At 56.2% G+C, this 22,678-nt stretch carries 18 protein-coding genes; 11 read left to right on the top strand and 7 right to left on the bottom strand.

The window, feature by feature from the left end:
* Positions 1-47: 47 nt before the first annotated feature.
* Complete coding sequence (gene degQ / locus KTH07_RS18095; RefSeq protein WP_015572006.1) at positions 48-1,415, bottom strand: serine endoprotease DegQ; 1,368 nt, start codon at positions 1,413-1,415, stop codon at positions 48-50.
* Positions 1,416-1,585: 170 nt separating this feature from the next.
* Positions 1,586-1,984 carry a Z-ring associated protein ZapG gene (zapG, locus tag KTH07_RS18090; protein ID WP_003860432.1) on the bottom strand — a complete coding sequence of 133 codons (399 nt, stop codon included), beginning with the start codon at positions 1,982-1,984 and terminating at the stop codon, positions 1,586-1,588.
* Between the two features lie 189 nt (positions 1,985-2,173).
* On the opposite strand from zapG, the gene zapE reads away from it, so the two are divergent.
* The 10 genes from zapE to nanQ all read left to right on the top strand — a co-directional run bounded on the left by zapE (position 2,174) and on the right by nanQ (position 10,811).
* Complete coding sequence (gene zapE, locus KTH07_RS18085; protein WP_017693899.1) at positions 2,174-3,298, top strand: cell division protein ZapE; 1,125 nt, start codon at positions 2,174-2,176, stop codon at positions 3,296-3,298.
* A 295-nt stretch (positions 3,299-3,593) separates the two neighbouring features.
* Positions 3,594-4,022, top strand: coding sequence for a 50S ribosomal protein L13 (rplM, locus tag KTH07_RS18080; RefSeq protein ID WP_003860434.1), 429 nt, complete (start codon positions 3,594-3,596; stop codon positions 4,020-4,022).
* A gap of 15 nt (positions 4,023-4,037) precedes the next feature.
* A complete protein-coding gene (rpsI, locus tag KTH07_RS18075; RefSeq protein WP_003860436.1) occupies positions 4,038-4,430 on the top strand; it encodes a 30S ribosomal protein S9 in 393 nt (130 codons plus the stop codon).
* A 307-nt stretch (positions 4,431-4,737) separates the two neighbouring features.
* Positions 4,738-5,376 (top strand): stringent starvation protein SspA, encoded by a 639-nt coding sequence (gene sspA, locus KTH07_RS18070; RefSeq protein ID WP_003860438.1) that lies wholly within the window; start codon positions 4,738-4,740, stop codon positions 5,374-5,376.
* A 5-nt stretch (positions 5,377-5,381) separates the two neighbouring features.
* On the top strand, positions 5,382-5,879 hold the full coding sequence (gene sspB / locus KTH07_RS18065) for a ClpXP protease specificity-enhancing factor (RefSeq protein ID WP_075606851.1): 498 nt from the start codon (positions 5,382-5,384) through the stop codon (positions 5,877-5,879).
* A 102-nt stretch (positions 5,880-5,981) separates the two neighbouring features.
* The gene (gene nanR / locus KTH07_RS18060) at positions 5,982-6,764 is read left to right on the top strand and encodes a transcriptional regulator NanR (protein WP_017382717.1); all 783 of its coding nucleotides are present in this window, start codon (positions 5,982-5,984) and stop codon (positions 6,762-6,764) included.
* 122 nt (positions 6,765-6,886) lie between these two features.
* Positions 6,887-7,780 carry an N-acetylneuraminate lyase gene (gene nanA / locus KTH07_RS18055; protein WP_017693901.1) on the top strand — a complete coding sequence of 298 codons (894 nt, stop codon included), beginning with the start codon at positions 6,887-6,889 and terminating at the stop codon, positions 7,778-7,780.
* A gap of 112 nt (positions 7,781-7,892) precedes the next feature.
* Positions 7,893-9,383 carry an MFS transporter gene (locus KTH07_RS18050; protein ID WP_015572000.1) on the top strand — a complete coding sequence of 497 codons (1,491 nt, stop codon included), beginning with the start codon at positions 7,893-7,895 and terminating at the stop codon, positions 9,381-9,383.
* Between the two features lie 88 nt (positions 9,384-9,471).
* A complete protein-coding gene (locus tag KTH07_RS18045) occupies positions 9,472-10,344 on the top strand; it encodes an N-acetylmannosamine kinase (RefSeq protein WP_015571999.1) in 873 nt (290 codons plus the stop codon).
* The gene (gene nanQ, locus KTH07_RS18040) at positions 10,344-10,811 is read left to right on the top strand and encodes an N-acetylneuraminate anomerase (protein ID WP_023295505.1); all 468 of its coding nucleotides are present in this window, start codon (positions 10,344-10,346) and stop codon (positions 10,809-10,811) included. The genes KTH07_RS18045 and nanQ overlap by 1 nt, the downstream gene beginning before the upstream one ends.
* Positions 10,812-10,900: 89 nt before the next feature.
* On the opposite strand, the gene KTH07_RS18035 is transcribed toward nanQ, so the two are convergent.
* The 4 genes from KTH07_RS18035 to gltB all read right to left on the bottom strand — a co-directional run bounded on the left by KTH07_RS18035 (position 10,901) and on the right by gltB (position 19,509).
* The gene (locus KTH07_RS18035) at positions 10,901-12,193 is read right to left on the bottom strand and encodes a cytosine deaminase (protein WP_015571997.1); all 1,293 of its coding nucleotides are present in this window, start codon (positions 12,191-12,193) and stop codon (positions 10,901-10,903) included.
* Positions 12,183-13,433, bottom strand: a complete 1,251-nt coding sequence (gene codB / locus KTH07_RS18030; RefSeq protein ID WP_017693905.1) for a cytosine permease — start codon at positions 13,431-13,433, stop codon at positions 12,183-12,185. The genes KTH07_RS18035 and codB overlap by 11 nt, the downstream gene beginning before the upstream one ends.
* A 187-nt stretch (positions 13,434-13,620) precedes the next feature.
* Positions 13,621-15,039: a glutamate synthase subunit GltD gene (gltD, locus tag KTH07_RS18025; protein ID WP_032618931.1), complete on the bottom strand. Its 1,419-nt coding sequence runs from the start codon at positions 15,037-15,039 to the stop codon at positions 13,621-13,623.
* Between the two features lie 9 nt (positions 15,040-15,048).
* Positions 15,049-19,509, bottom strand: a complete 4,461-nt coding sequence (gene gltB / locus KTH07_RS18020; RefSeq protein ID WP_017382722.1) for a glutamate synthase large subunit — start codon at positions 19,507-19,509, stop codon at positions 15,049-15,051.
* A gap of 687 nt (positions 19,510-20,196) precedes the next feature.
* Between gltB and KTH07_RS18015 the strand changes: the two genes are divergently transcribed.
* Positions 20,197-21,138, top strand: coding sequence for a TIGR01212 family radical SAM protein (locus KTH07_RS18015; protein ID WP_096152317.1), 942 nt, complete (start codon positions 20,197-20,199; stop codon positions 21,136-21,138).
* On the opposite strand, the gene KTH07_RS18010 is transcribed toward KTH07_RS18015, so the two are convergent.
* Positions 21,118-22,620, bottom strand: a complete 1,503-nt coding sequence (locus tag KTH07_RS18010) for a helicase HerA-like C-terminal domain-containing protein (RefSeq protein ID WP_032618933.1) — start codon at positions 22,618-22,620, stop codon at positions 21,118-21,120. The two genes, KTH07_RS18015 and KTH07_RS18010, sit on opposite strands and share 21 nt — an antisense overlap.
* Positions 22,621-22,678: the final 58 nt, after the last annotated feature.

Raw genomic sequence — 22,678 nt, 5'->3', positions numbered from 1 at the left:
GTTATCCGGACATCACACGCAGCGGCGATGTCCGGAGTCGCAAATGGTTAACGCAGTAAAATGTAGAGGGTGTCGTTGCCACGGATAATTTGCAGGGCAATGACCGCCGGTTTACTCTCCAGCACCTTACGCATTTCGGCAATAGACTGCACGCGAGTGCGGTTCACGCCCACGATCACGTCGTCCTGATGTAAACCTGCCTGCGCGGCCGGGCTGCTCTTCTCAACGGTAGTGACGGTAATGCCTTTCGTGCCGTTTTTAAGCTGACCGTCGCTCAGCGTAGCGCCCTGTAGAGCAGGGGAGATCTGTTCTGCGCTGGCGGAAGAGGAGGTGCTCTTGTCCAGCGTCACTTCCACGGTCAGCGGTTTGCCCTCACGGATCAGGCCCAGCTTCACTTTAGCGCCCGGCTCCGTGGTGGCAATACGTGACCGTAATTCAGCGAAGCTGCTCAGCGGTTTATCGTTCAGGCTGACAATAATGTCGCCGGATTTCACGCCCGCTTTTGCAGAGCCTGAGTTGGGCAGCACTTCGCTGACAAACGCCCCGCGCTGGACGTTGAGCTTAAAGGCTTTGGCGATATCGGCGCTCATCTCCATGCCTTTGATGCCCAGCAGACCGCGCTTAACCTCGCCAAATTGAATCAGCTGTTGAGACAGGGTTTTCGCCATGTTACTCGGAATGGCAAAACCAATCCCGATGCTGCCGCCGCCTGGCGCGAGGATAGCGGTGTTGATGCCGATCAGCTCGCCGTTCAGATTAAGCAGCGCACCGCCGGAGTTGCCCCGGTTGATGGAGGCATCGGTCTGGATGAAGTTTTCCAGCCCTTCGAGATTCAGGCCGCTGCGCCCCAGGGCGGAGACAATTCCGGAGGTGGCGGTCTGGCCTAAACCGAACGGGTTACCGACCGCGACGGCAAAATCACCGACGCGCAGCTTATCGGAATCTGCAATGGCGATCTGGGTCAGGTTGCTGGGGTTTTGCACCTGTAGCAGGGCGATATCACTCTGATCGTCACCGCCGATCAGTTTGGCGTCAAACTCCCGACCATCGTTCAGCTGAACGCTGATTTTATCGGCCTGGCTGATCACGTGGTTATTGGTCAGGATATAGCCCTTAGCCGCGTCGATAATCACCCCTGAGCCCAGGCCTTCAAACGGCTGAGCCTGCTGATCCGGCGCGTCTTCGCCAAAATATTTCTTCAGCTCTTCAGGAATACGCTGGCTTTGGCGTGCCGTCCCTTCCACCTGAACGCTGACTACCGCAGGCAGGACTTTTTCAAGCATCGGCGCAAGGCTGGGAATGGCTTCTTGTCCAGGCACCTGCGAAGGCAGTGCCGCACTGGCGGGGAAGGACGCCGAGAGAGATAACCCGACACTTAACGCTAAGGCGCTCAACAGCTGGTTTTTTTTCTTCATTGATGCTGACTCTCGTATCCTGGAATGAAAAAGAACGGCCCCAAAAACATCTTGATGTTATTGAATTTTCAACCGCTGAACAATGAGGTGTTTGACTAAATAATAGCTGGGGACGGGAAGAAAGGATGGGCGCATAAGGTGCGCCCGTAAAATTTATTCAGGTTGTGCGATTAATCGCGTTTTACGCCACCGCGCAGCAGGCCGGACGCGCCGTCTGAATAGTCGCGTGGCATCTGAACCGGAGCCTGATCGTTACCGGCTTCAGAATCAGCCAGACGATTGCGGAAGGGGTTGGTCTCCGCGGTCATTTCCGGCAGCAGGCTGCTGGAGCTTTTCGCCATGTGCTGGTAGAGCTGGCGATAATCTGTCGCCATGTTGTCCAGCAGCTCAGCGCTACGGGCAAAGTGGCTGACCAGCTCTTCGCGATATTCTTCCAGTTCGGCTTTGTTCTTTTCCAGTTCGTATTGCAGTGACTGCTGCTGACGCAATTTGCGGTTACCGAAACGCATGGCCACAGCACCAATGATGATGCCGACGACTAAACCGATTAGCGCATATTCCCAGGTCATGAACTTCTCCCGTTGTCTTGTTGTTCCGTAGGGTGTTGGCTCGGCTCCTGCCTGTGCCTGATTATGCCACTATAACCGCTATTTCCGCAGAAGTGGAATCCTGACGTATCATCGCGTAGTGTAGAACGGCCTTTTTTTCATCAGCCACGCGCGCTGGTGAGGTTTAACTAAAGGAATAACAACAACATCATGCAAAACCTGTCCCCTTCATCGCGTTACCAACTGGCCCTGAGCGAGGGCACACACCAGCCGGATGATGTCCAGCGTGAAGCGGTTAACCGCCTGGACACGATTTATCAGGAACTTCTGGCGAAACCCGCCGATGCGGTGCAGAGCAGTGGGCTGAAGGCGGCATTCGGCCGTTTACTGGGCAAAAAAGAGCCCACGGTAAACGCACCGGTTCGTGGCTTATATATGTGGGGCGGCGTTGGGCGGGGTAAGACCTGGCTGATGGACATGTTCTACCAGAGCCTGCCCGGCACGCGTAAGCAGCGCCTGCACTTTCACCGTTTTATGCTGCGGGTCCATGAAGAGCTGACGGCGCTCCAGGGCGAAACCGACCCGCTGGACATTGTGGCCGATCGCTTTAAGGCGGAAACGGACGTGCTCTGCTTCGACGAGTTCTTTGTTTCCGATATTACGGATGCCATGCTGTTGGGGGGCCTCATGAAAGCGCTGTTTGCGCGTGGGATCACTCTGGTGGCGACCTCCAATATCCCGCCGGATGAGCTTTATCGCAATGGTCTCCAGCGGGCGCGTTTCCTGCCGGCCATTGATGCTATCAAACAGCACTGCGACATCATGAACGTCGATGCCGGCGTCGATTATCGACTGCGCACATTAACGCAGGCACACCTGTGGCTTTCGCCGTTGAACGCCGACACAGCCCGCGAGATGGATAAACTGTGGCTGGCGCTGGCGGGAGCGCCGCGGGATAACGCGCCAGCGCTGGAGATTAATCATCGTCCGTTGCCGACGCTTGGCGTAGAAAACCAGACGCTGGCCGTCTCGTTTGCAACGCTCTGCGTGGACGCCCGCAGCCAGCATGACTACATTGCGCTTTCGCGTCTGTTCCATACCGTTATGTTGTGGGATGTGCCCGTTATGACCCCACTCATGGAGAGCGAAGCGCGCCGCTTCATCGCGCTGGTAGATGAGTTTTACGAGCGCCACGTTAAGCTGGTGGTCAGCGCCGAGGTGCCTTTATATGAGGTTTATCAGGGCGAGCGCCTGAAGTTTGAGTTCCAGCGCTGCCTGTCGCGCCTGCAAGAGATGCAGAGCGAAGAGTACCTCAAGCGTGAGCATATGCCATAATAAATGCTCCCCCTCTCCCCGTGGGAGAGGGGCTGGGGGTGAGGGCACCAGACCGCACAATACCTGACCCCGAAAAACCCATTCCAAATCACATTTAAGGGTCGATCTTTGACCTCAACTTCTCTATAATCTTGCGACCCCACGTTACGAGAAGGTTTTTTTTTCCCGAAACTTTCTATGTGTCGGCATGTGCTATTCGAAGGGGTAGGTTTGCCGGACTTTGTCGTGTGAACCTCAACTGACTAAACGTTTGGGTGTTCACCAACGTGTAACTTATTATTTGGGTAAGCTTTTAATGAAAACTTTTACAGCTAAACCAGAAACCGTACAGCGCGACTGGTATGTTGTTGACGCGACCGGTAAAACTCTGGGCCGTCTGGCTACTGAACTGGCTCGTCGCCTGCGCGGTAAGCATAAAGCGGAATACACTCCGCACGTTGATACCGGTGATTACATCATCGTTCTGAACGCTGACAAAGTTGCTGTTACCGGCAACAAGCGTACTGACAAAATGTACTACCACCACACCGGCCACATCGGTGGTATCAAAGAAGCGACCTTTGAAGAGATGATTGCCCGCCGTCCTGAGCGTGTGATTGAAATCGCGGTTAAAGGCATGCTGCCAAAAGGCCCGCTGGGTCGTGCTATGTTCCGTAAACTGAAAGTTTACGCAGGCAACGAGCACAACCACGCGGCACAGCAACCGCAAGTTCTTGACATCTAATCGGGATTATAGGCAATGGCTGAAAATCAATACTACGGCACTGGTCGCCGCAAAAGTTCCGCAGCTCGCGTTTTCATCAAACCGGGCAGTGGTAAAATCGTAATCAACCAGCGTTCTCTGGAACAATACTTCGGTCGCGAAACTGCCCGCATGGTAGTTCGCCAGCCGCTGGAACTGGTTGATATGGTAGAAAAACTGGATCTGTACATCACCGTTAAAGGTGGTGGTATCTCCGGTCAGGCAGGTGCGATCCGTCACGGTATCACCCGCGCGCTGATGGAGTACGACGAATCCCTGCGTTCTGAACTGCGTAAAGCTGGCTTCGTTACTCGTGACGCTCGTCAGGTTGAACGTAAGAAAGTGGGTCTGCGTAAAGCACGTCGTCGTCCACAGTTCTCCAAACGTTAATCCATTCTGCTTACGCAGAACGATTGGCGAAAAACCCGCTTCGGCGGGTTTTTTTATGGATAATGCGCAGGTTATCCACAGTAACATTTCATATATCTTCTCTTTTTCCACATTTCCGGAATCCCCTCACCACAAAGCCATCAAAATCTGGTAAACTATCATCCAATTTTCTGCCCAAATATCGGTGAATACTCGATTTTTGTTCGATTCTTGAACAATGTGTCTTCTCTGGGATGGGCGATACATCATCTGGCTGGCCCCGTTGGGCTGGTAGCAGTAAAAATTCTGAATATACCTGGAGGTTTTCATGGCTGTCGCTGCCAACAAACGTTCGGTAATGACGCTGTTTTCTGGTCCTACTGACATTTATAGCCATCAGGTTCGTATCGTGCTGGCCGAGAAGGGTGTCAGTTTTGAGATCGAGCATGTGGAAAAGGATAACCCGCCTCAGGATCTGATCGATCTCAACCCGAGCCAAAGCGTACCGACGCTGGTGGATCGCGAGCTGACCCTGTGGGAATCCCGTATCATTATGGAATACCTGGATGAGCGTTTCCCGCATCCGCCGCTGATGCCTGTTTATCCTGTTGCGCGTGGTGAAAGCCGCCTGTACATGCAGCGTATCGAGAAAGACTGGTACTCGCTGATGAACGTTATCGTCAACGGTTCCTCTTCTGAAGCGGATGCTGCACGTAAACAGCTGCGTGAAGAGCTGCTGGCGATTGCGCCGGTATTTGGTCAAAAGCCTTTCTTCCTGAGCGACGAGTTCAGCCTGGTGGATTGCTACCTGGCTCCGTTGCTGTGGCGTCTGCCAACCCTGGGCGTAGAGTTCAGCGGCCCTGGCGCGAAAGAGCTGAAAGGCTACATGACTCGCGTCTTTGAGCGCGACTCTTTCCTGGCATCTTTAACTGAACCGGAACGTGAAATGCGTCTCGGCCGAGGCTAATGACTGTGGAAATGTCACAACTTTCACCACGCCGTCCGTATCTGCTGCGCGCCTTCTATGAATGGCTGCTGGATAACCAGCTCACGCCGCACCTGGTTGTGGATGTGACGTTGCCGGGCATGCTGGTTCCAATGGAATACGCGCGCGACGGACAGATTGTACTGAATATTGCGCCACGCGCAGTGGGTAACCTGGAGCTGGCGAACGACGAAGTGCGCTTTAATGCGCGCTTCGGCGGCGTGCCGCGTCAGGTTTCCGTGCCGCTGGCAGCTGTGCTGGCTATCTACGCCCGTGAAAACGGTGCGGGCACCATGTTTGAGCCGGAAGCGGCTTATGATGAAGAGGTTGCCAGCCTGAATGATGATGAGGCATCCGATGAACGCGAAAGCGACACGGTAATGTCTGTCATCGATGGCGATAAGCCCGATCATAATGACGACACCGATCCGGATGACGAGCCACCACCACGCGGTGGTCGTCCTGCACTGCGCGTTGTGAAATAAACAAACAGGCCCGACGGGCCTGTTTTGCTTTCGGTCCCTTTTCGCCCCCTCTAATTTCCTGTGTTATGATGAACTGTTTTCCTTCAATGGCACCGGACTGCAATGAAACCGACTGATCTTAAAGCTGAAAACTCTGATGAAACCATTGGTCGCAGCCTGCGCCGTCGGCCGCTGGCGCGCAAAAAACTGTCTGATATGGTGGAAGAAGAGCTGGAGCAGATGATCCGTCGGAAGGAATTTGCCCAGGGAGAGCAGTTACCCTCCGAGCGCGAACTGATGGAGTTCTTCAACGTGGGTCGCCCCTCGGTGCGCGAAGCGCTGGCGGCGCTAAAGCGTAAAGGGCTGGTGCAGATTAACAACGGTGAACGTGCCCGCGTAACCATGCCGTCTGCCGATACCATCATCAGTGAATTGTCGGGAATGGCGAAAGACTTTCTGACCCAGCCCGGCGGTATTGCCCATTTCGAGCAGCTTCGCCTGTTCTTTGAATCCAGCCTTGTTCGTTATGCCGCAGAATATGCCACTGACGATCAGATTGCGCAGCTCACGAAAGCCCTGGAGATCAACAGCCAGTCCCTGGATGACAACACGCTATTTATTCGTTCCGATGTCGATTTTCACCGCGTGCTGGCGGAGATCCCCGGCAATCCGATCTTCAATGCGATCCACGTTGCGCTGCTTGACTGGTTAATTGCGGCGCGTCCTAAAGTGCCGGACGCAGAGCTTTATCAGCATAATGAAGTCAGCTATCGCCAGCATATCGCAATTGTGGATGCGATCCGCCGCCGCGATCCCGATGAAGCGGATCGGGCGTTGCAAACTCACCTTAACAGCGTCTCCGCCACCTGGCACGCTTTCGGCCAGCATTCAAAAGCCAAAAAATAACGATCCTTTAGTGAAGCAGATCGCAATATAAGCGTTCTGTATTCTACTGCTGCTTAATTGATCTGGTATAACAGGTATAAAGGTATGTCGTTATAACAAACACACGATCGATTGAGGTAACTATGGCAACGCAATTACGCGGCGTAATGGCCGCACTCCTGACCCCGTTTAACTCTGAGCAGATGCTGGATAAAGAAAGCCTGCGCCGTCTGGTGCGGTTCAATATTGAACAGGGTATCGATGGGCTGTACGTCGGCGGTTCAACGGGAGAGGCCTTTGTACAGAGCCTTTCGGAACGAGAGCAGGTGATGGAGATTGTGGCGGAAGAGGCGAAGGGGAAAATCACGCTCATCGCCCATGTTGGCTGCGTCAGCACGGCGGAAAGCCAGCAGTTAGCCATGGCCGCCGCCCGCGTCGGTTTTGACGCTGTATCCGCCGTCACACCGTTTTACTATCCCTTTAGCTTTGAAGAACATTGCGACCACTATCGTGCAATTATTGACTCCGCGGAGGGGTTGCCGATGGTGGTTTATAACATCCCTGCGCTAAGCGGCGTTAAGTTAACGCTGGATCAGATCAACACGCTGGTAACGCTGCCTGGCGTCGGCGCGCTGAAGCAAACCTCCGGCGATCTCTTCCAGATGGAGCAGATCCGTCGTGAACATCCGGATCTGGTGCTCTACAACGGCTATGACGAGATCTTCGCCTCCGGCCTGCTGGCCGGCGCGGACGGGGGGATCGGCAGCACCTACAACATTATGGGCTGGCGCTACCAGGCGATCGCTAAAGCGGTTCGTGAAGGGGATAACGCCACCGCACAGCGCCTGCAAAGCGAATGCAACACGGTGATCGATCTGCTGATTAAAGCCGGGGTGTTCCGTGGTCTGAAAACGGTTCTGCACTATATGGACGTGGTATCCGTGCCGCTGTGCCGTAAGCCGTTTGCCCCTGTGGATGAAAAATTCGTGCCAGCGCTGAAAGCGCTGGCGGAGCAGCTAATGGCGGAAAAACGCTAACGCATAGCCGGGGGCGCTTCGCCTTATCCGGCCTACAAAAACATGCTACGTAGGCCGGATAAGGCGCAGCCGCCATCCGGCAAAACGACAGAGAAATCGTCGGGAGAGTGAAATGAGTAAGTCTACCCAAAGCATCCCGTGGTACCGCCATCTTACCCGTCCTCAGTGGCGCGCCTTCTCCGCCGCCTGGCTGGGATATCTGCTTGATGGCTTCGATTTTGTATTGATAGCCTTAGTCCTGACAGAAATAAAAAGCGAGTTTGCCCTGACGACAGTGGAAGCGGCGAGCCTGATTTCGGCGGCCTTTATATCGCGCTGGTTCGGCGGCCTGCTGCTGGGCGCCATGGGCGACCGCTATGGCCGCAAGCTGGCGATGATCACCAGCATCGTGCTCTTTTCCTGCGGTACGCTGGCCTGCGGTTTTGCGCCGGGTTACGTCACCCTGTTTATCGCCCGCATGGTGATAGGCATGGGGATGGCGGGGGAATATGGCTCCAGCGCAACCTATGTGATTGAAAGCTGGCCAAAGCACCTGCGCAACAAGGCGAGTGGTTTTCTGATTTCCGGTTTCTCCGTCGGCGCCGTGGTTGCGGCCCAGGTCTACAGCCTTGTCGTGCCCGTCTGGGGCTGGCGGGCGCTGTTCTTTATCGGCATTCTGCCCATCGTCTTTGCCCTGTGGCTGCGGAAAAATATTCCGGAAGCTGAGGACTGGAAAGCGAAGCACGAAGGCAAAGCCCCGGTGCGCACCATGGTTGATATTCTGTATCGCGGCAAATACCGCGTCATCAATATGGCGATGACGCTGTTTGCCGGTACGGCGCTGTGGTTCTGTTTTGCAGGCGAACTCAACAACGCGGGGCTGGTCGTTATTCTCGGCCTGCTGTGCGCCATCGTCTTTATCAGCTTTATGGTGCAAAGCAGCGGTAAACGCTGGCCGACGGGCGTCACGTTGATGGTTGTCGTACTCTTCGCCTTTCTCTACTCCTGGCCGATTCAGGCGCTATTACCCACTTATCTGAAAACCGACCTGGCCTATGATCCCTCAACGGTGGCGAAGGTGCTGTTCTTTAGCGGCTTCGGCGCGGCAGTAGGCTGCTGCGTGGGTGGTTTTCTCGGTGACTGGCTTGGCACCCGCAAGGCCTATGTCTGTAGCCTGTTGGCCTCACAGCTCCTGATTGTTCCCGTCTTTGCGATCGGCGGCGCCAATGTCTGGGTGTTGGGCTTGTTACTCTTTTTCCAGCAGATGCTGGGGCAGGGGATCTCCGGGATCTTACCCAAACTCATCGGCGGCTATTTCGATACCGACCAGCGTGCGGCGGGTCTGGGCTTTACCTACAACGTTGGCGCGTTGGGCGGCGCGATTGCCCCGGTGATTGGCGCGCTGCTGTCGCAGGATATGGCGCTGGGCACGGCCCTGGGATCGCTCTCCTTTGGCCTGACGTTTGTGGTGATCTTGCTTATTGGTCTGGATATGCCCTCCCGCGTTCAGCGCTGGATCAGGCCAGAAGCCCTGCGTACGCATGACGCTATTGACGGTAAACCTTTCAGCGGAGCCGTCCCGTTTGGCGGCGACAAAAGCGCTTTAGCGAAAAGCAAAAGTTAATCCGCTTGCCCGGACCTGTACCGGGCACATTCGTAAGGGATGAAGTATGTCACAACGGGATAAAAACATTTCCGAGCGGGGCGGTGCTATGACGACACTGGCGATAGACATAGGTGGAACTAAACTTGCCGCCGCCCTGGTGGATGACGGTTTACAGATCCACGCGCGACGCGAATGCCCTACGCCCGCCAGTAAGACGCCTGACGCACTGCGTGAGGCGCTGGCTGAGCTGGTCAAGCCGTTACAGACCCAGGCAACGCGTGCGGCCATTGCCTCAACCGGAATCATTCAGGACGGCAATCTGCTGGCGATTAACCCGCAAAATCTCGGAGGATTGCACCATTTTCCGCTGGTGCAGACGCTCGAAGACATTGCTGGTTTGCCGACCCTGGCGATCAATGATGCTCAGGCTGCGGCATGGGCGGAATATCACGTTAGTGCGAAGGAAATTAAAGACATGGTATTCCTGACTGTTTCAACGGGCGTGGGGGGCGGCGTAGTCAGTAACGGGAAACTCGTGACCGGAAGCGGCGGACTGGCAGGGCATCTTGGGCATACGCTCGCCGATCCAAACGGCCCGCAATGCGGCTGTGGTCGCGTGGGGTGCGTGGAAGCCATCGCGTCTGGTCGCGGTATTGCCGCCGCAGCCAGGGGAGAGCTTGCAGGATGCGATGCAAAAACGATTTTTGCGCGCGCGGCAGAGGGAAATAAACAGGCGGCGGAACTGGTCCAACGTTCTGCACAGGTACTTGCGCGGCTTATTGCCGACACGAAAGCGGTGATGGACTGCCAGCGCGTGGTGATTGGCGGCAGCATCGGGCTGGCAGGAGGGTATCTGGCGCGGGTCCGCGCGTATCTTGAGGAGCATCCTTCTGTTTATCACGTTGAATTAACCGCCGCGCACTATCGACACGATGCGGGCTTACTGGGCGCGGCGCTGTTAGCTCAGGGAGAAAGATGATGTTTTTTGGTGAGATTCGGACGCTTCCCTCCACGGGGTTGCATCCCGTTCTTCTGGAGGCGCTAACCCTCGCGCTGGCTGCCCGTCCGCTGGAAAAAGCGGCAGGACGTTATGAGCTTCGCGGTGAGGATATCTTCATGAACGTGATGACGTTTGCCACGCAGTTTCCAGACCAGAAGAAAGCGGAACTGCATGAGCAATATATTGATATCCAGGTGTTATTGACGGGAGAAGAGCGCATCCTCTTTGGCGTGACGGGCTCGGCACGCCAGCGTGAAGATTTTCATCCTGAAGAAGATTATCAGTTGTGCAGTGAGATTGCAGGTGAACAGTGTGTCACCCTCCGGCCGGGGATGTGCGCCGTATTTATGCCGGGAGAGCCACATAAGCCAGGATGCGCAATCCTTGAGCCAGGCGAGATAAAGAAAGTCGTGGTGAAGGTACGCGCCCGCTTGCTGGATACGTAGTTTATAGGCCTGATGGCGCTTCGCTTATCAGGCCTGCGGGCATAACGTAATTTGCAGGCCGGATAAGGCGCAGCCGCCATCCGGCAATGTTATTCGATATTCTGGCGCTTAAACGTCACCGCTTCCGGCTGCGTCAGGTGCAAGGTTGTCTGGCTGGGCACCGTCTCGGCAATCACCTTGCCGTGGCGAACAGAGTATCGTGCCGGCGTCTGGCGACGAACTGCATCAAACCCATTCTCTGCCGGGAGAATCACCAGGTTTGCTGTATTCCCAACGCGCACGCCATAGTCCTGCAAATCGAGCGTTTTCGCGCTGTGGGTAGTGATCAGGTTAAGCCCATCATTTATTTGCCCGTAACCCATCAGTTGGCAAACGTGCAGCCCCATATGCAGAACCTGAAGCATATTCGCGGTTCCCAGCGGATACCACGGATCGAAAACGTCGTCATGACCAAAGCAGACGTTGATCTCCGCTTCCAGCATTTCTTTGACGCGTGTGATGCCTCGGCGTTTGGGATAGGTATCGAAACGGCCCTGCAAATGCGTGTTAACCAGCGGGTTTGCCACGAAGTTAATGCCTGACATTTTTAACAGGCGGAACAGTCGGGACGTATACGCGCCATTATAGGAGTGCATCGCCGTGGTATGGCTGGCGGTCACGCGTGAACCCATTCCGTCACGATGTGCCAGTGCGGCAACGGTTTCAACGAAGCGCGATTGTTCATCATCAATTTCATCACAGTGGACATCGATCAGTCGGTCGTACTTTCTGGCCAGGGAAAACGTTTTATGCAGCGACTCAACGCCATATTCACGCGTAAATTCAAAGTGGGGGATTGCGCCGATGACATCCGCCCCTAAACGCACGGCTTCCTCAAGCAGTTCTTCACCGTTCGGATAAGAAAGAATGCCTTCCTGCGGGAATGCCACAATTTGCATATCGACCCACGGGGCGACTTCCTGCTTCACCTCCAGCATGGCTTTCAGTGCCGTAAGGGTGGGGTCCGAGACGTCAACGTGTGTACGTACGTACTGAATGCCGTTGGCGATTTGCCACTTCAGGGTCTGCATCGCGCGAGTTTTAACGTCTTCGTGGGTAAGCATCGCCTTGCGTTCGGCCCAGCGCTCGATTCCCTCGAAAAGCGTGCCGGACTGGTTCCAGTTCGGTTCACCCGCCGTTTGCGTTGTATCCAGATGGATATGCGGCTCGATGAAAGGAGGGATAACCAGCCCGCATTCGGCGTCCAGCACCTGACCGACTGGCGCAGAGGCGGTTTCCTGAGGATCGATACGGCTGAAGCGTCCGTCCTCAATCGTGATTTGCCATAAACCCTCTTGCCCCTGCAAACGGGCCTGACGGATAGTGAGGGAATTATTCTGCATGGGAAACCTCCGAAGGATTAGCAAGGGTACGTTTGGCGAATGGGTTTAACACCAAATAGCTGAAGACGCCACCCAATACTGCGTTAACGGGGACAATTCCCGGAATGTAGTGCCCGGCAGCAACACCCAGGGCGACCGAGAAAATGGCAATCCAGTTAACGGACACAAATTTTGCGTGGTCGAAGCTGGCATAGCGGCGGCGATTAATCAGGTAGTCGGCGATAATCACCCCGCCAACCGGCGGAATCGCTGCCGACAAAAAGGTCAGCCAGCCAACGAAGTTGTTGTATAGCCACAGCGCGCACAGCGTACCGATAATGCCATTAACCACCGACAGCGTACGGCTGGAAAGACCAGTAATATTGGCGAAACCCAGACCAGAGGCGTACAACGCGTTGTCATTGGTGGTCCAGATATTCAGGCCAAGAACGACAATGGCCGGCAGCAGCAGTCCCTGGGCGATCATCACGTCAGAAATATCGGCCTGTCCTACGGCGGCAGCGCCTGCCGCACCGAAGATAAACATCAGCGAGTTGCCAAGGAAAAATGCCACCATCGCCACCAGAACGGCACCTTTGGCATTGCGGCCAAAGCGGACGAAGTCGGCGGTCAGCGTGCCTGCGCTGATAAACGAGCCTACGACCAGCGCCAGCGCGCTGGAAAAGTTGAGCGGCGTCTGCGGCACAATGGATTTGAGGTGGTCCAATCCTCCCACGCCGTCCACCGCCAGCCAGACGGAGTAGCTACCCAGGATGACGATAGCGGGTACGGCGATGATGGATAAAATCGTCAGTGCCGAGATGCCAAAAAAAATGGTTAACGTCATCAACAGGCCGGAAACTGCAATCAGGATGTTCACGTCGATGCCCGTGGCTTTACTCACCGGGATGGCAAACATCGCTACGCCGACGCCAAACCACCCTACCTGCGTACCGCCTAAAAGCATGGAGGGAAGCCAGGAACCTTTTATACCGAACGAGTAACGCGCAAGAAGATGGGTTGAGAGGCCGGTTTTTGCGCCAATGTAGCCAAGAAAAGCAGTGTAAATACCGAGGAGGAGATTGCCGAAGAGAACTGCGAGGAAGAAATCATTATAGGAAAGACCGGTACCGAGCGTGCCTCCGGTCCACATACTGGCGGAAAAAAACGTTAACCCTAACATCACAAAAGTGAGTGGAACCACGCCTTTCCGCGCCGCCAGAGGGACGGGGCCCTGGCTATAATTGTTATCTTGCGACACAATGCCTCCTTGAATTTTGGCCAAAAAATCCGCCGCATAATATACATTTTTTTCACGAAAGCAAACGTTTACGTCGGGATTTACGCTGCTTTTTTGCTTAAAAAGGCACCATTAACTTAAGGGTAGGCTACTGAAAACAGGCTCCCCAGCGTTCCGCTTTATGCTTCTGCCGGGGAGTCAGAGGGGCTTACACTTCCAGGAAGTTCATGATCCCGTCAGCCGCTTTACGGCCTTCGGCAATCGCCGTGACCACCAGGTCAGAGCCGCGAACGATGTCGCCACCGGCGAAGATTTTCGGGTTGCTGGTCTGGAACGCGTTATCGCTGCCTTCTGGCGCAATGATGCGGCCTTGAGAGTCCAGCTCTACGCTGTGCTTCGCCAGCCACTCCATGCTGTGAGGACGGAAACCAAACGCCATCACCACGGCGTCAGCCGGGATCACGTGTTCAGAACCGGCCACGATCTCCGCGCGACGACGGCCTTTCGCATCTGGCGCACCCATCTCCGTGCGCGCCATCTTCACGCCGCTCACTTTACCGTTGGCATTCACTTCAATACCCAGAGGCTGGATGTTGAACTGGAACTCGACGCCCTCTTCACGTGCGTTTTTCACTTCGCGCTTAGAGCCCGGCATGTTCTCTTCGTCACGACGGTAGGCACAGATGACATGCGCCGCATTCTGGCGAATGGAGGTACGCACGCAGTCCATCGCGGTATCACCGCCGCCCAGCACCACCACGCGTTTGCCTTCCATGCTGACGAACGGCTCATCGGCGGTCTCGCCGTAGCCCATTCGCTGTTTGGTATTCGCAATCAGGAACGGCAGCGCGTCGTACACGCCTGGCGCATCTTCGTTCTCCAGACCACCGCGCATGGACTGATAAGTGCCTACGCCCAGGAACACGGCGTCGTAATCTTTCAGCAGGTCGTCGAGCTGCACGTCGCGGCCCACTTCGGTGTTGAGTTTGAACTCAATGCCCATGCCGGTGAAGATTTCGCGGCGGCGGGTCATCACCTCTTTCTCCAGCTTGAAGGCCGGGATACCGAAGGTCAGCAGGCCGCCAATCTCCGGGTGGCGATCAAAGACCACCGCCTTCACGCCGTTACGGGTCAGCACGTCCGCACAGGCCAGGCCTGCCGGGCCCGCGCCGATAATCGCTACGCGCTTGTCGGTTTGACGCACACCGGTCATATCCGGGCGCCAGCCCATCTCGAACGCTTTATCGTTGATATAGCGTTCGATGTTGCCGATGGTTACCGCGCCAAACTCGTCGTTCAGCGTACAGGAGCCTTCACACAGACGATCCTGAGGGCACACGCGGCCGCACACTTCCGGCAGGGTGTTGGTCTGATGAGACAGCTCGGCGGCTTCAAAAATACGCCCTTCGTTGGCCAGCTTCAGCCAGTTCGGGATGTAGTTATGGACCGGACACTTCCATTCGCAGTAAGGGTTACCGCAGGACAGGCAGCGGTCTGCCTGTGCTTTGGCCTGGCCTTCTGAAAACGGCTCATAGATTTCAACAAATTCAATTTTACGGATCTTCAGCGGTTTCTTTGGCGGATCAACACGCTGAAGGTCGATAAACTGGTAAACGTTCTGGCTCATCTGAATTCCTTACTGCGCCTGCACGCGCAGCTCTGCTGCGCTACGACTACGGTGACCCAACAGGGCTTTAACATCGCTGGACTTCGGCTTCACCAGCGCGAATTTCGCAGAGAACGCCGGCCAGTTGGCCAGGATCTCTTCGCCGCGCGAAGAACCGGTATGCTGCACGTGTTCGGTAATTAAACCGCGCAGGTGTTCTTCGTGGATGGCCAGCGTATCAACGTCCAGCACTTCCACCAGCTCCGGGTTCACGCGTTTGCGGAACTCACCGTCTTCATCCAGGACGTAGGCAAAACCGCCCGTCATGCCCGCGCCAAAGTTCACGCCGGTTTTACCCAGGACGCACACAATTCCGCCCGTCATGTATTCACAGCCGTTATCGCCGATGCCTTCCACCACGGTGATGGCGCCGGAGTTACGCACCGCAAAACGTTCGCCCGCACGGCCCGCGGCAAACAGACGACCGCCAGTTGCGCCGTACAGACAGGTATTGCCGATGATGCTCGCTTCATGGCTGCGGAAGGCTGAACCAACCGGAGGGCGCACCGCCAGCAGACCGCCCGCCATACCTTTTCCGACGTAGTCGTTGGCATCGCCGGTCAGGTATAACTCAACCCCGCCTGCGTTCCACACGCCGAAGCTCTGACCCGCGGTACCGCTGAAGTGCGCGGTAATCGGATCCGACGCCAGACCCTGGTCACCGTGCGTTTGCGCGATGTAACCGGAGAGGGACGCACCCACGGAACGGTCGGTGTTGCGGATATCGAACCAGAACGTTTTGCTCTGCTTCTCATCCACATACGGCTTCGCCTGTTGCAGCAGCTGTGCGTTCAGCACGCCGTTGTCGAACGGCGGGTTGTTCTCGGTACAGTAAACCGCTTTGCCAGGATGCGGCTGAGCGGTTTCCAGCAGCTTAGACAGCTCCAGCTTCTGCTGCTTGGCCGTGAAGCCCTCAAGCTCTTTCAGCAGGTCGGTACGGCCAATCAGGTCTACCAGACGCTTCACGCCCAGCTGCGCCATCAGCTCGCGGGTTTCACGGGCGATGAAGTCAAAGTAGTTGGTCACTTTGAACGGCAGGCCGTGGTAGTGATTCTTACGCAGCTTTTCGTCCTGGGTAGCAACGCCCGTTGCACAGTTGTTCAGGTGGCAAATACGCAGGTATTTACAGCCGAGCGCAACCATCGGGCCGGTACCAAAGCCGAAGCTTTCCGCTCCCAGAATCGCCGCTTTGATGATGTCGAGGCCGGTTTTCAGTCCGCCGTCCACCTGCAAACGGATCTTGTGACGCAGGCCGTTAGCGACCAGCGCCTGCTGGGTTTCCACCAGGCCAAGCTCCCACGGACAACCCGCGTATTTCACGGAGGAGAGCGGGCTTGCGCCGGTGCCGCCGTCGTAACCGGCGATGGTGATCAGATCCGCATAGGCTTTCGCCACACCGGTGGCAATGGTGCCAACGCCCGGTTCGGAAACCAGCTTCACGGAGATCATCGCTTTCGGGTTGACCTGTTTCAGGTCGAAAATCAGCTGCGCCAGATCCTCAATAGAGTAGATATCGTGGTGCGGCGGCGGGGAGATCAGCGTCACGCCCGGCACTGAATAGCGAAGCTTAGCGATGTACGGGGTGACTTTATCACCCGGCAGCTGACCGCCTTCACCCGGTTTCGCACCCTGCGCGACTTTAATCTGAATCACGTCGGCGTTAACCAGGTACGCAGGCGTTACGCCAAAGCGACCGGACGCCACCTGCTTAATACGGGACACTTTATTGGTGCCATAGCGGGCCGGATCTTCACCGCCTTCGCCGGAGTTGGAGTTGCCGCCGATGCTGTTCATGGCTTCCGCCAGCGCTTCATGGGCTTCCGGGCTCAGCGCGCCGATAGACATCGCCGCGGTGTCGAAACGTTTGAACAGCTCAGACGCGGGTTCAACCTCGTCAATGCTGACCGCTTCATCACCTGGATTGAGGGCAATGAGATCGCGCAGCGTCGCTGCCGGACGGTTATTCACCAGCTCTGCATACTGCTGATAATCGCTGTACTCGCCGCTCTGCACCGCCTGTTGCAGCGTGCGCACCACGTCCGGGTTATAAGCGTGATACTCACCCCCGTGGACATATTTCAGCAGGCCGCCCTGTTCCAGCGGCTTACGTGCCAGCCAGGCGCGTTTCGACAGGTTCACCAGATCCTGCTGGAAGTCAGCAAAACCGGCGCCGCCGATACGGCTGATCACGCCCTGGAAGCAGAGGTTGGCGACGTCGTCATGCAGGCCGACCGCTTCAAACAGCTTCGAGCAGCGGTAAGAGGCGATGGTCGAGATGCCCATTTTGGACATGATTTTGTACAGACCTTTGTTGATGCCGTTACGGTAGTTCAGCATCACGGCGCGGTAGTCTTTGTCGATCGCGCGGGTATCTACCAGGCGGGCCAGCGTTTCGTAGGCCAGATACGGGTAGATTGCCGTGGCGCCAAAGCCTAACAGCACCGCAAAGTGGTGCGGGTCGCGCGCGCTCGCGGTTTCAACGATGATGTTGGCGTCGCAGCGCAGGCTCTTGTCCACCAGACGCGTCTGGATAGCCCCCACCGCCATGGGTGCAGGCACCGGCAGACGGTTTTTCGCGATGTTGCGGTCAGACAGCACCAGCAGAACGGTGCCGTTACGCACCATCTGCTCGGCTTTATCGCACAGCGCGTTCACCGTCTCTTCGAGGCTCGTTTCGGTCACGTCGAAGGTGATATCGAGCGTGTCGGCGCGATAGTGCTCCTCGGTCATGGTGGTGAGCTGTTTGAAATCGGAGTACAGCAGGATCGGTGATTTAAAGGTCAGACGGTGCGCCTGGCCTTCAGCTTCACAGAAGACGTTCATCTCACGGCCGATGCTGGTGGCCAGCGACATGACGTGGGCTTCGCGCAGCGGATCGATTGGCGGGTTAGTGACCTGCGCAAACTGCTGACGGAAGTAGTCATAAATAATGCGTGGCTGGCTGGAGAGCACGGCAAACGGGGTATCGTCACCCATTGAGCCGACCGCTTCCTGGCCGTTTTCACCGAGCACGCGGATAACCGAGTCCAGCTCTTCCGCGCTGTAGTTAAACTGCTTCTGGAAGCTCGCGAGGGTGTCATCGTCCAGCTCGCGGCTGCCCACTTCTTCGTCCGACAGATCTTCAAACGGCACCAGACGACGCACGTTTTTCTCCATCCACTCTTTGTACGGATGGCGGCTCTTCAGATCGTTGTCTGTTTCGGCGGAATGCAGAATACGCCCACCGCGGGTGTCGATCACCATCAGCTCGCCCGGTCCGACGCGGCCTTTCTCGACCACTTCGTCTGGCTGGTAATCCCAGATCCCGACTTCAGAGGCACAGGTGATGAGCTTGTCTTTGGTAATAACGTAGCGCGCCGGACGCAGACCATTACGGTCCAGGTTACAGGCGGCAAAACGACCGTCGGACATAACGATGCCCGCCGGGCCGTCCCACGGCTCCATGTGCATGGAGTTGAAGTCGAAGAACGCGCGCAGCTCAGGGTCCATATCCGGGTTGTTCTGCCAGGCCGGTGGCACGAGCAGACGCATGGCGCGCACGATGTCCATCCCGCCCGCCAGCAGCAGTTCCAGCATGTTATCCATGGAGCTGGAGTCCGAGCCGGTTTCGTTCACGAACGGCGCGGCATCGTGCAGGTCCGGGATCAGCGGCGTCTGGAATTTATAGGTACGGGCGCGGGCCCACTGACGGTTGCCGGTGATGGTGTTGATCTCGCCGTTATGCGCCAGGTAGCGGAACGGCTGCGCCAGCGGCCAGCGTGGAACGGTGTTGGTGGAGAAGCGCTGGTGGAACAGGCAAATGGCCGATTCCAGACGCAGGTCCGCCAGGTCCAGGTAGAAGCGCGGCAGGTCAGCCGGCATACACAGACCTTTATAGATGTTCACCAGGTTAGAGAGGCTACAGACGTAGAACTCTTTATCGTCCTGGAGACGTTTTTCAATGCGGCGGCGGGCGATAAACAGACGGCGTTCCATATCACGCGGACGCCAGCCCGCAGGCGCATTGACAAAAATCTGTTCAATACGAGGCAGCGAGGAGAGGGCGATTTCACCGAGCACCCCTTCGTTGGTTGGCACATCGCGCCAGCCGACAATCGACAGGGTTTCACGCTGAAGTTCTTCTTCAACGATGCGGCGCGACGCGGCAGCTTTTTCAGGATCCTGATTCAGGAACAGCATACCGACAGCGTAGTTTTTGGCTAAACGCCAGCCGCGCTCTTCCGCTACGATACGGAAGAAACGATCCGGTTTTTGCAGCAGCAGGCCGCAACCGTCGCCGGTTTTACCATCGGCAAGGATGGCGCCACGGTGCTGCATACGGGCCAGTGCGTGAATAGCAGTACGCACTACCTTGTGGCTAGGTTCGCCTTCTATGTGGGCGATCAGGCCGAAACCACAGTTATCCTTCTCAAGGGATTTATCGTACAACATATCAGTGAACCTCCCCAGGCTCGTCGGGCTTCCCACTGAACTTTACCGTGGCGCACAGGCGCAGAAAGAGCATGGCGACGGGGTTAGCGTTTCATACGCGGACCTCGCATTCGCCCTCTTTTTCATCCTTTCGCGCAGGTAAACAAGTTTGAGGACTTGCTTCAGAGGGAATCTCAATTACTGCATAAATATGATGAGCAGGCCGCTCATCCAGAAAGCTTCCAGCGGATTTCCAACTTATCGGGAATTGGTACACAGGTCAAATGGCAATCTTATTTATACAAAAATGTGCTAAAGCGTAGTTATCTTTTTGTTTTTAATATGTATTTAACTATTTTTACAACCACTTAAAGCACCGGGGAGGTGCAGGGGAGTGTGATCTGACTCACTATATGAAAGCGGTATTATCGATGCAGCGTGCTGAAATGCAGATTTATAGCAGAATATTAATCTGGTGTTGCATTCAAACCCGCATAAAATCACTGTTTTTCAGTCCTGGCGCTATAAATGAAAAAAACCATCAGAACATAAGGAAAAGTAATTACGTACAGGGTGAATGAAATCTCGGTAATCGTGATTATTTATTCAAACAGATAAAGGCCGTCCAGGGCGATTGATCCAGGTCATCGCCGACAGAGGCTAAAAATGGCAGGCTTGTCCCCTTTCTTCGGGACGGTCTATCAGATTATGCAGTTACAGAAATTAGTCAATATGTTTGGTGGGGATCTTTTGCAGCGCTATGGGCAAAAGGTTCACAAACTGACGCTGCACGGCGGCTTTAGCTGCCCGAATCGCGATGGCACCATCGGGCGTGGTGGCTGCACTTTCTGTAACGTGGCCTCGTTTGCTGACGAGGCCCAGCAGCATAAATCTATCGCTGAACAGCTCGCCCATCAGGCGAGTCTGGTGAATCGCGCGAAGCAGTATCTGGCCTATTTCCAGGCCTACACCAGCACGTGGGCTGAGGTGCAGGTGCTGCGCTCGATGTATCAGCAGGCGGTTGCTCAAGCGAACATTGTCGGGCTGTGCGTGGGGACGCGTCCGGACTGCGTGCCGGAGGCCGTGCTGGATTTACTTAGTGAGTACAAAGAGAAGGGCTACGAGATCTGGCTGGAGCTGGGCTTGCAGACCGCGCATGACAAAACCCTGCACCGTATCAATCGCGGGCATGATTTCGCCTGCTACCAGCGCACCACGCGTCTCGCCCGTGAGCGTGGATTAAAAGTCTGCTCGCATCTGATTGTCGGCTTGCCAGGAGAAGGGCAGCAGCACGGGCTGGAAACGCTGGAAAAAGTCGTCGAGACCGGCGTGGATGGCATTAAGCTGCATCCGCTGCATATCGTGAAGGGCAGCATAATGGCGAAAGCCTGGGAAGCGGGGCGGTTAAGTGGTATCGAACTCGACGACTATACGGTGACGGCGGGGGAGATGATTCGCCACACGCCTCCGGAGATTGTTTACCACCGCATCTCGGCCAGCGCCCGCCGCCCAACGCTTCTGGCACCGCTCTGGTGTGAGAACCGCTGGACGGGGATGCTGGAAATCGACCGCTATCTACAGGAGAACGGCGTACAGGGGTCGGCGCTTGGCCGCCCGTGGGTTCCACCGCTACCGGCGACGGCCGCCTAGCAGACTCCCTAACATGCCGCGCACTATCTGGTTGGTAATCTGACGCGTCGCGCTTTTTGCCATGGTCTGCACCACGCCATCGCGTTTGCCGCCGCGTGGCCCGGTGCTGCCGAACAGAATATCTTTCAGCCCGCCGAGAATACCGTCATCCACGGCAACAGATTGCCCTTTGGCGGCAGGCGCATCCTGCGATTCAGCAGTCGCCTGCACCCCTTTTTGCAGCATCTCGAACGCGGATTCGCGATCCACCTCGTCTTCATACTTCCCGTACACCGGGGAGTGGTTGATCAGGCCGTTGCGTTCATCGTCCGTTACCGGCCCCATGCGCGAGCAGGGCGCAATCACCATCGCACGCTCGACAACTGTCGGGCTGCCTTTTGCATCGAGGAACGAAATCAGCGCTTCACCGGTGCCCAGCGCCTGAATGGCGGTTTCGGTATCAAAGGCCGGATTGGCGCGCATGGTTTGCGCCGCGGCTTTCACCGCTTTCTGATCTTTCGGCGTAAAGGCGCGCAGGGCGTGCTGCACGCGGTTACCCAGTTGCCCCAGTACGTTGTCCGGAATATCCGACGGGTTTTGCGACACAAACCAGACCCCGACGCCTTTGGAGCGGATCAGGCGGATAACCTGTTCAATTTTATCCAGCAACACCTGCGGCGCGTCGTTAAACAACAGGTGCGCTTCGTCAAAGAAGAACACCAGTTTGGGTTTTTCCAGATCGCCTGCTTCTGGCAGTTGTTCGTACAGTTCAGAGAGCATCCACAGCAGGCTGGCGGCGTAAAGCTTCGGCATCTGGTAGAGCTTCTCTGCGCTCAGAATGTTGATAATGCCTTTGCCGTTGCTGTCGGTACGCATCCAGTCTTTGATATCCAGCATTGGCTCGCCGAAGAAGTGTTCGGCCCCCTGTTGCTCCAGCGTCAGGAGCCCGCGCTGAATGGCGCCCACCGAGGCGCTGCTGATATTGCCGTACTGGTTCTGGAAGGATTTGGCGTTATCGCCAATGTACTGGGTGATGGCGCGCAGATCTTTGAAGTCGAGCAGCAGTAGCCCCTGATCGTCGGCGATACGGAAGATAATGTTCAGTACCCCGGACTGCACGTCGTTGAGGTTAAGCAGACGGGCCAGCAGCAGCGGGCCGAGGTCGGAGACGGTGGCACGCACCGGATGGCCTTTTTCGCCGAAGATATCCCAGGCCACCACCGGATTACCGTGCGGCGTCCAGTCCGTGATGCCGATATTTTTCAGGCGCTCGAGGAGTTTTTCTGACGCTGCACCTTCCTGAGCCACCCCGGTTAAATCGCCCTTCACGTCAGCCATAAAAACCGGCACGCCAGTCTCTGACAACGACTCAGCCAGCTTTTGCAGGGTGACGGTTTTTCCCGTCCCGGTCGCGCCGGTGATCAGGCCATGACGGTTCGCCATCGCGGGCAGTAAAAACAGCTCTTTTTCCAGCGTCCTGGCGATTAACAATGGTGTACTCATGATGCACGTCCTCTCGTAGTCCTGGGTGGAGTATAGGCAACCTGACGGCAAAATGTCT

This window comes from Enterobacter cloacae complex sp. ECL72 (assembly GCF_019056635.1).
Lineage (GTDB): Bacteria > Pseudomonadota > Gammaproteobacteria > Enterobacterales > Enterobacteriaceae > Enterobacter > Enterobacter hormaechei_C.
The sequence above is the reverse complement of the archived record's forward strand: the minus strand, read 5'-3'. Positions and strand labels throughout refer to the sequence as shown.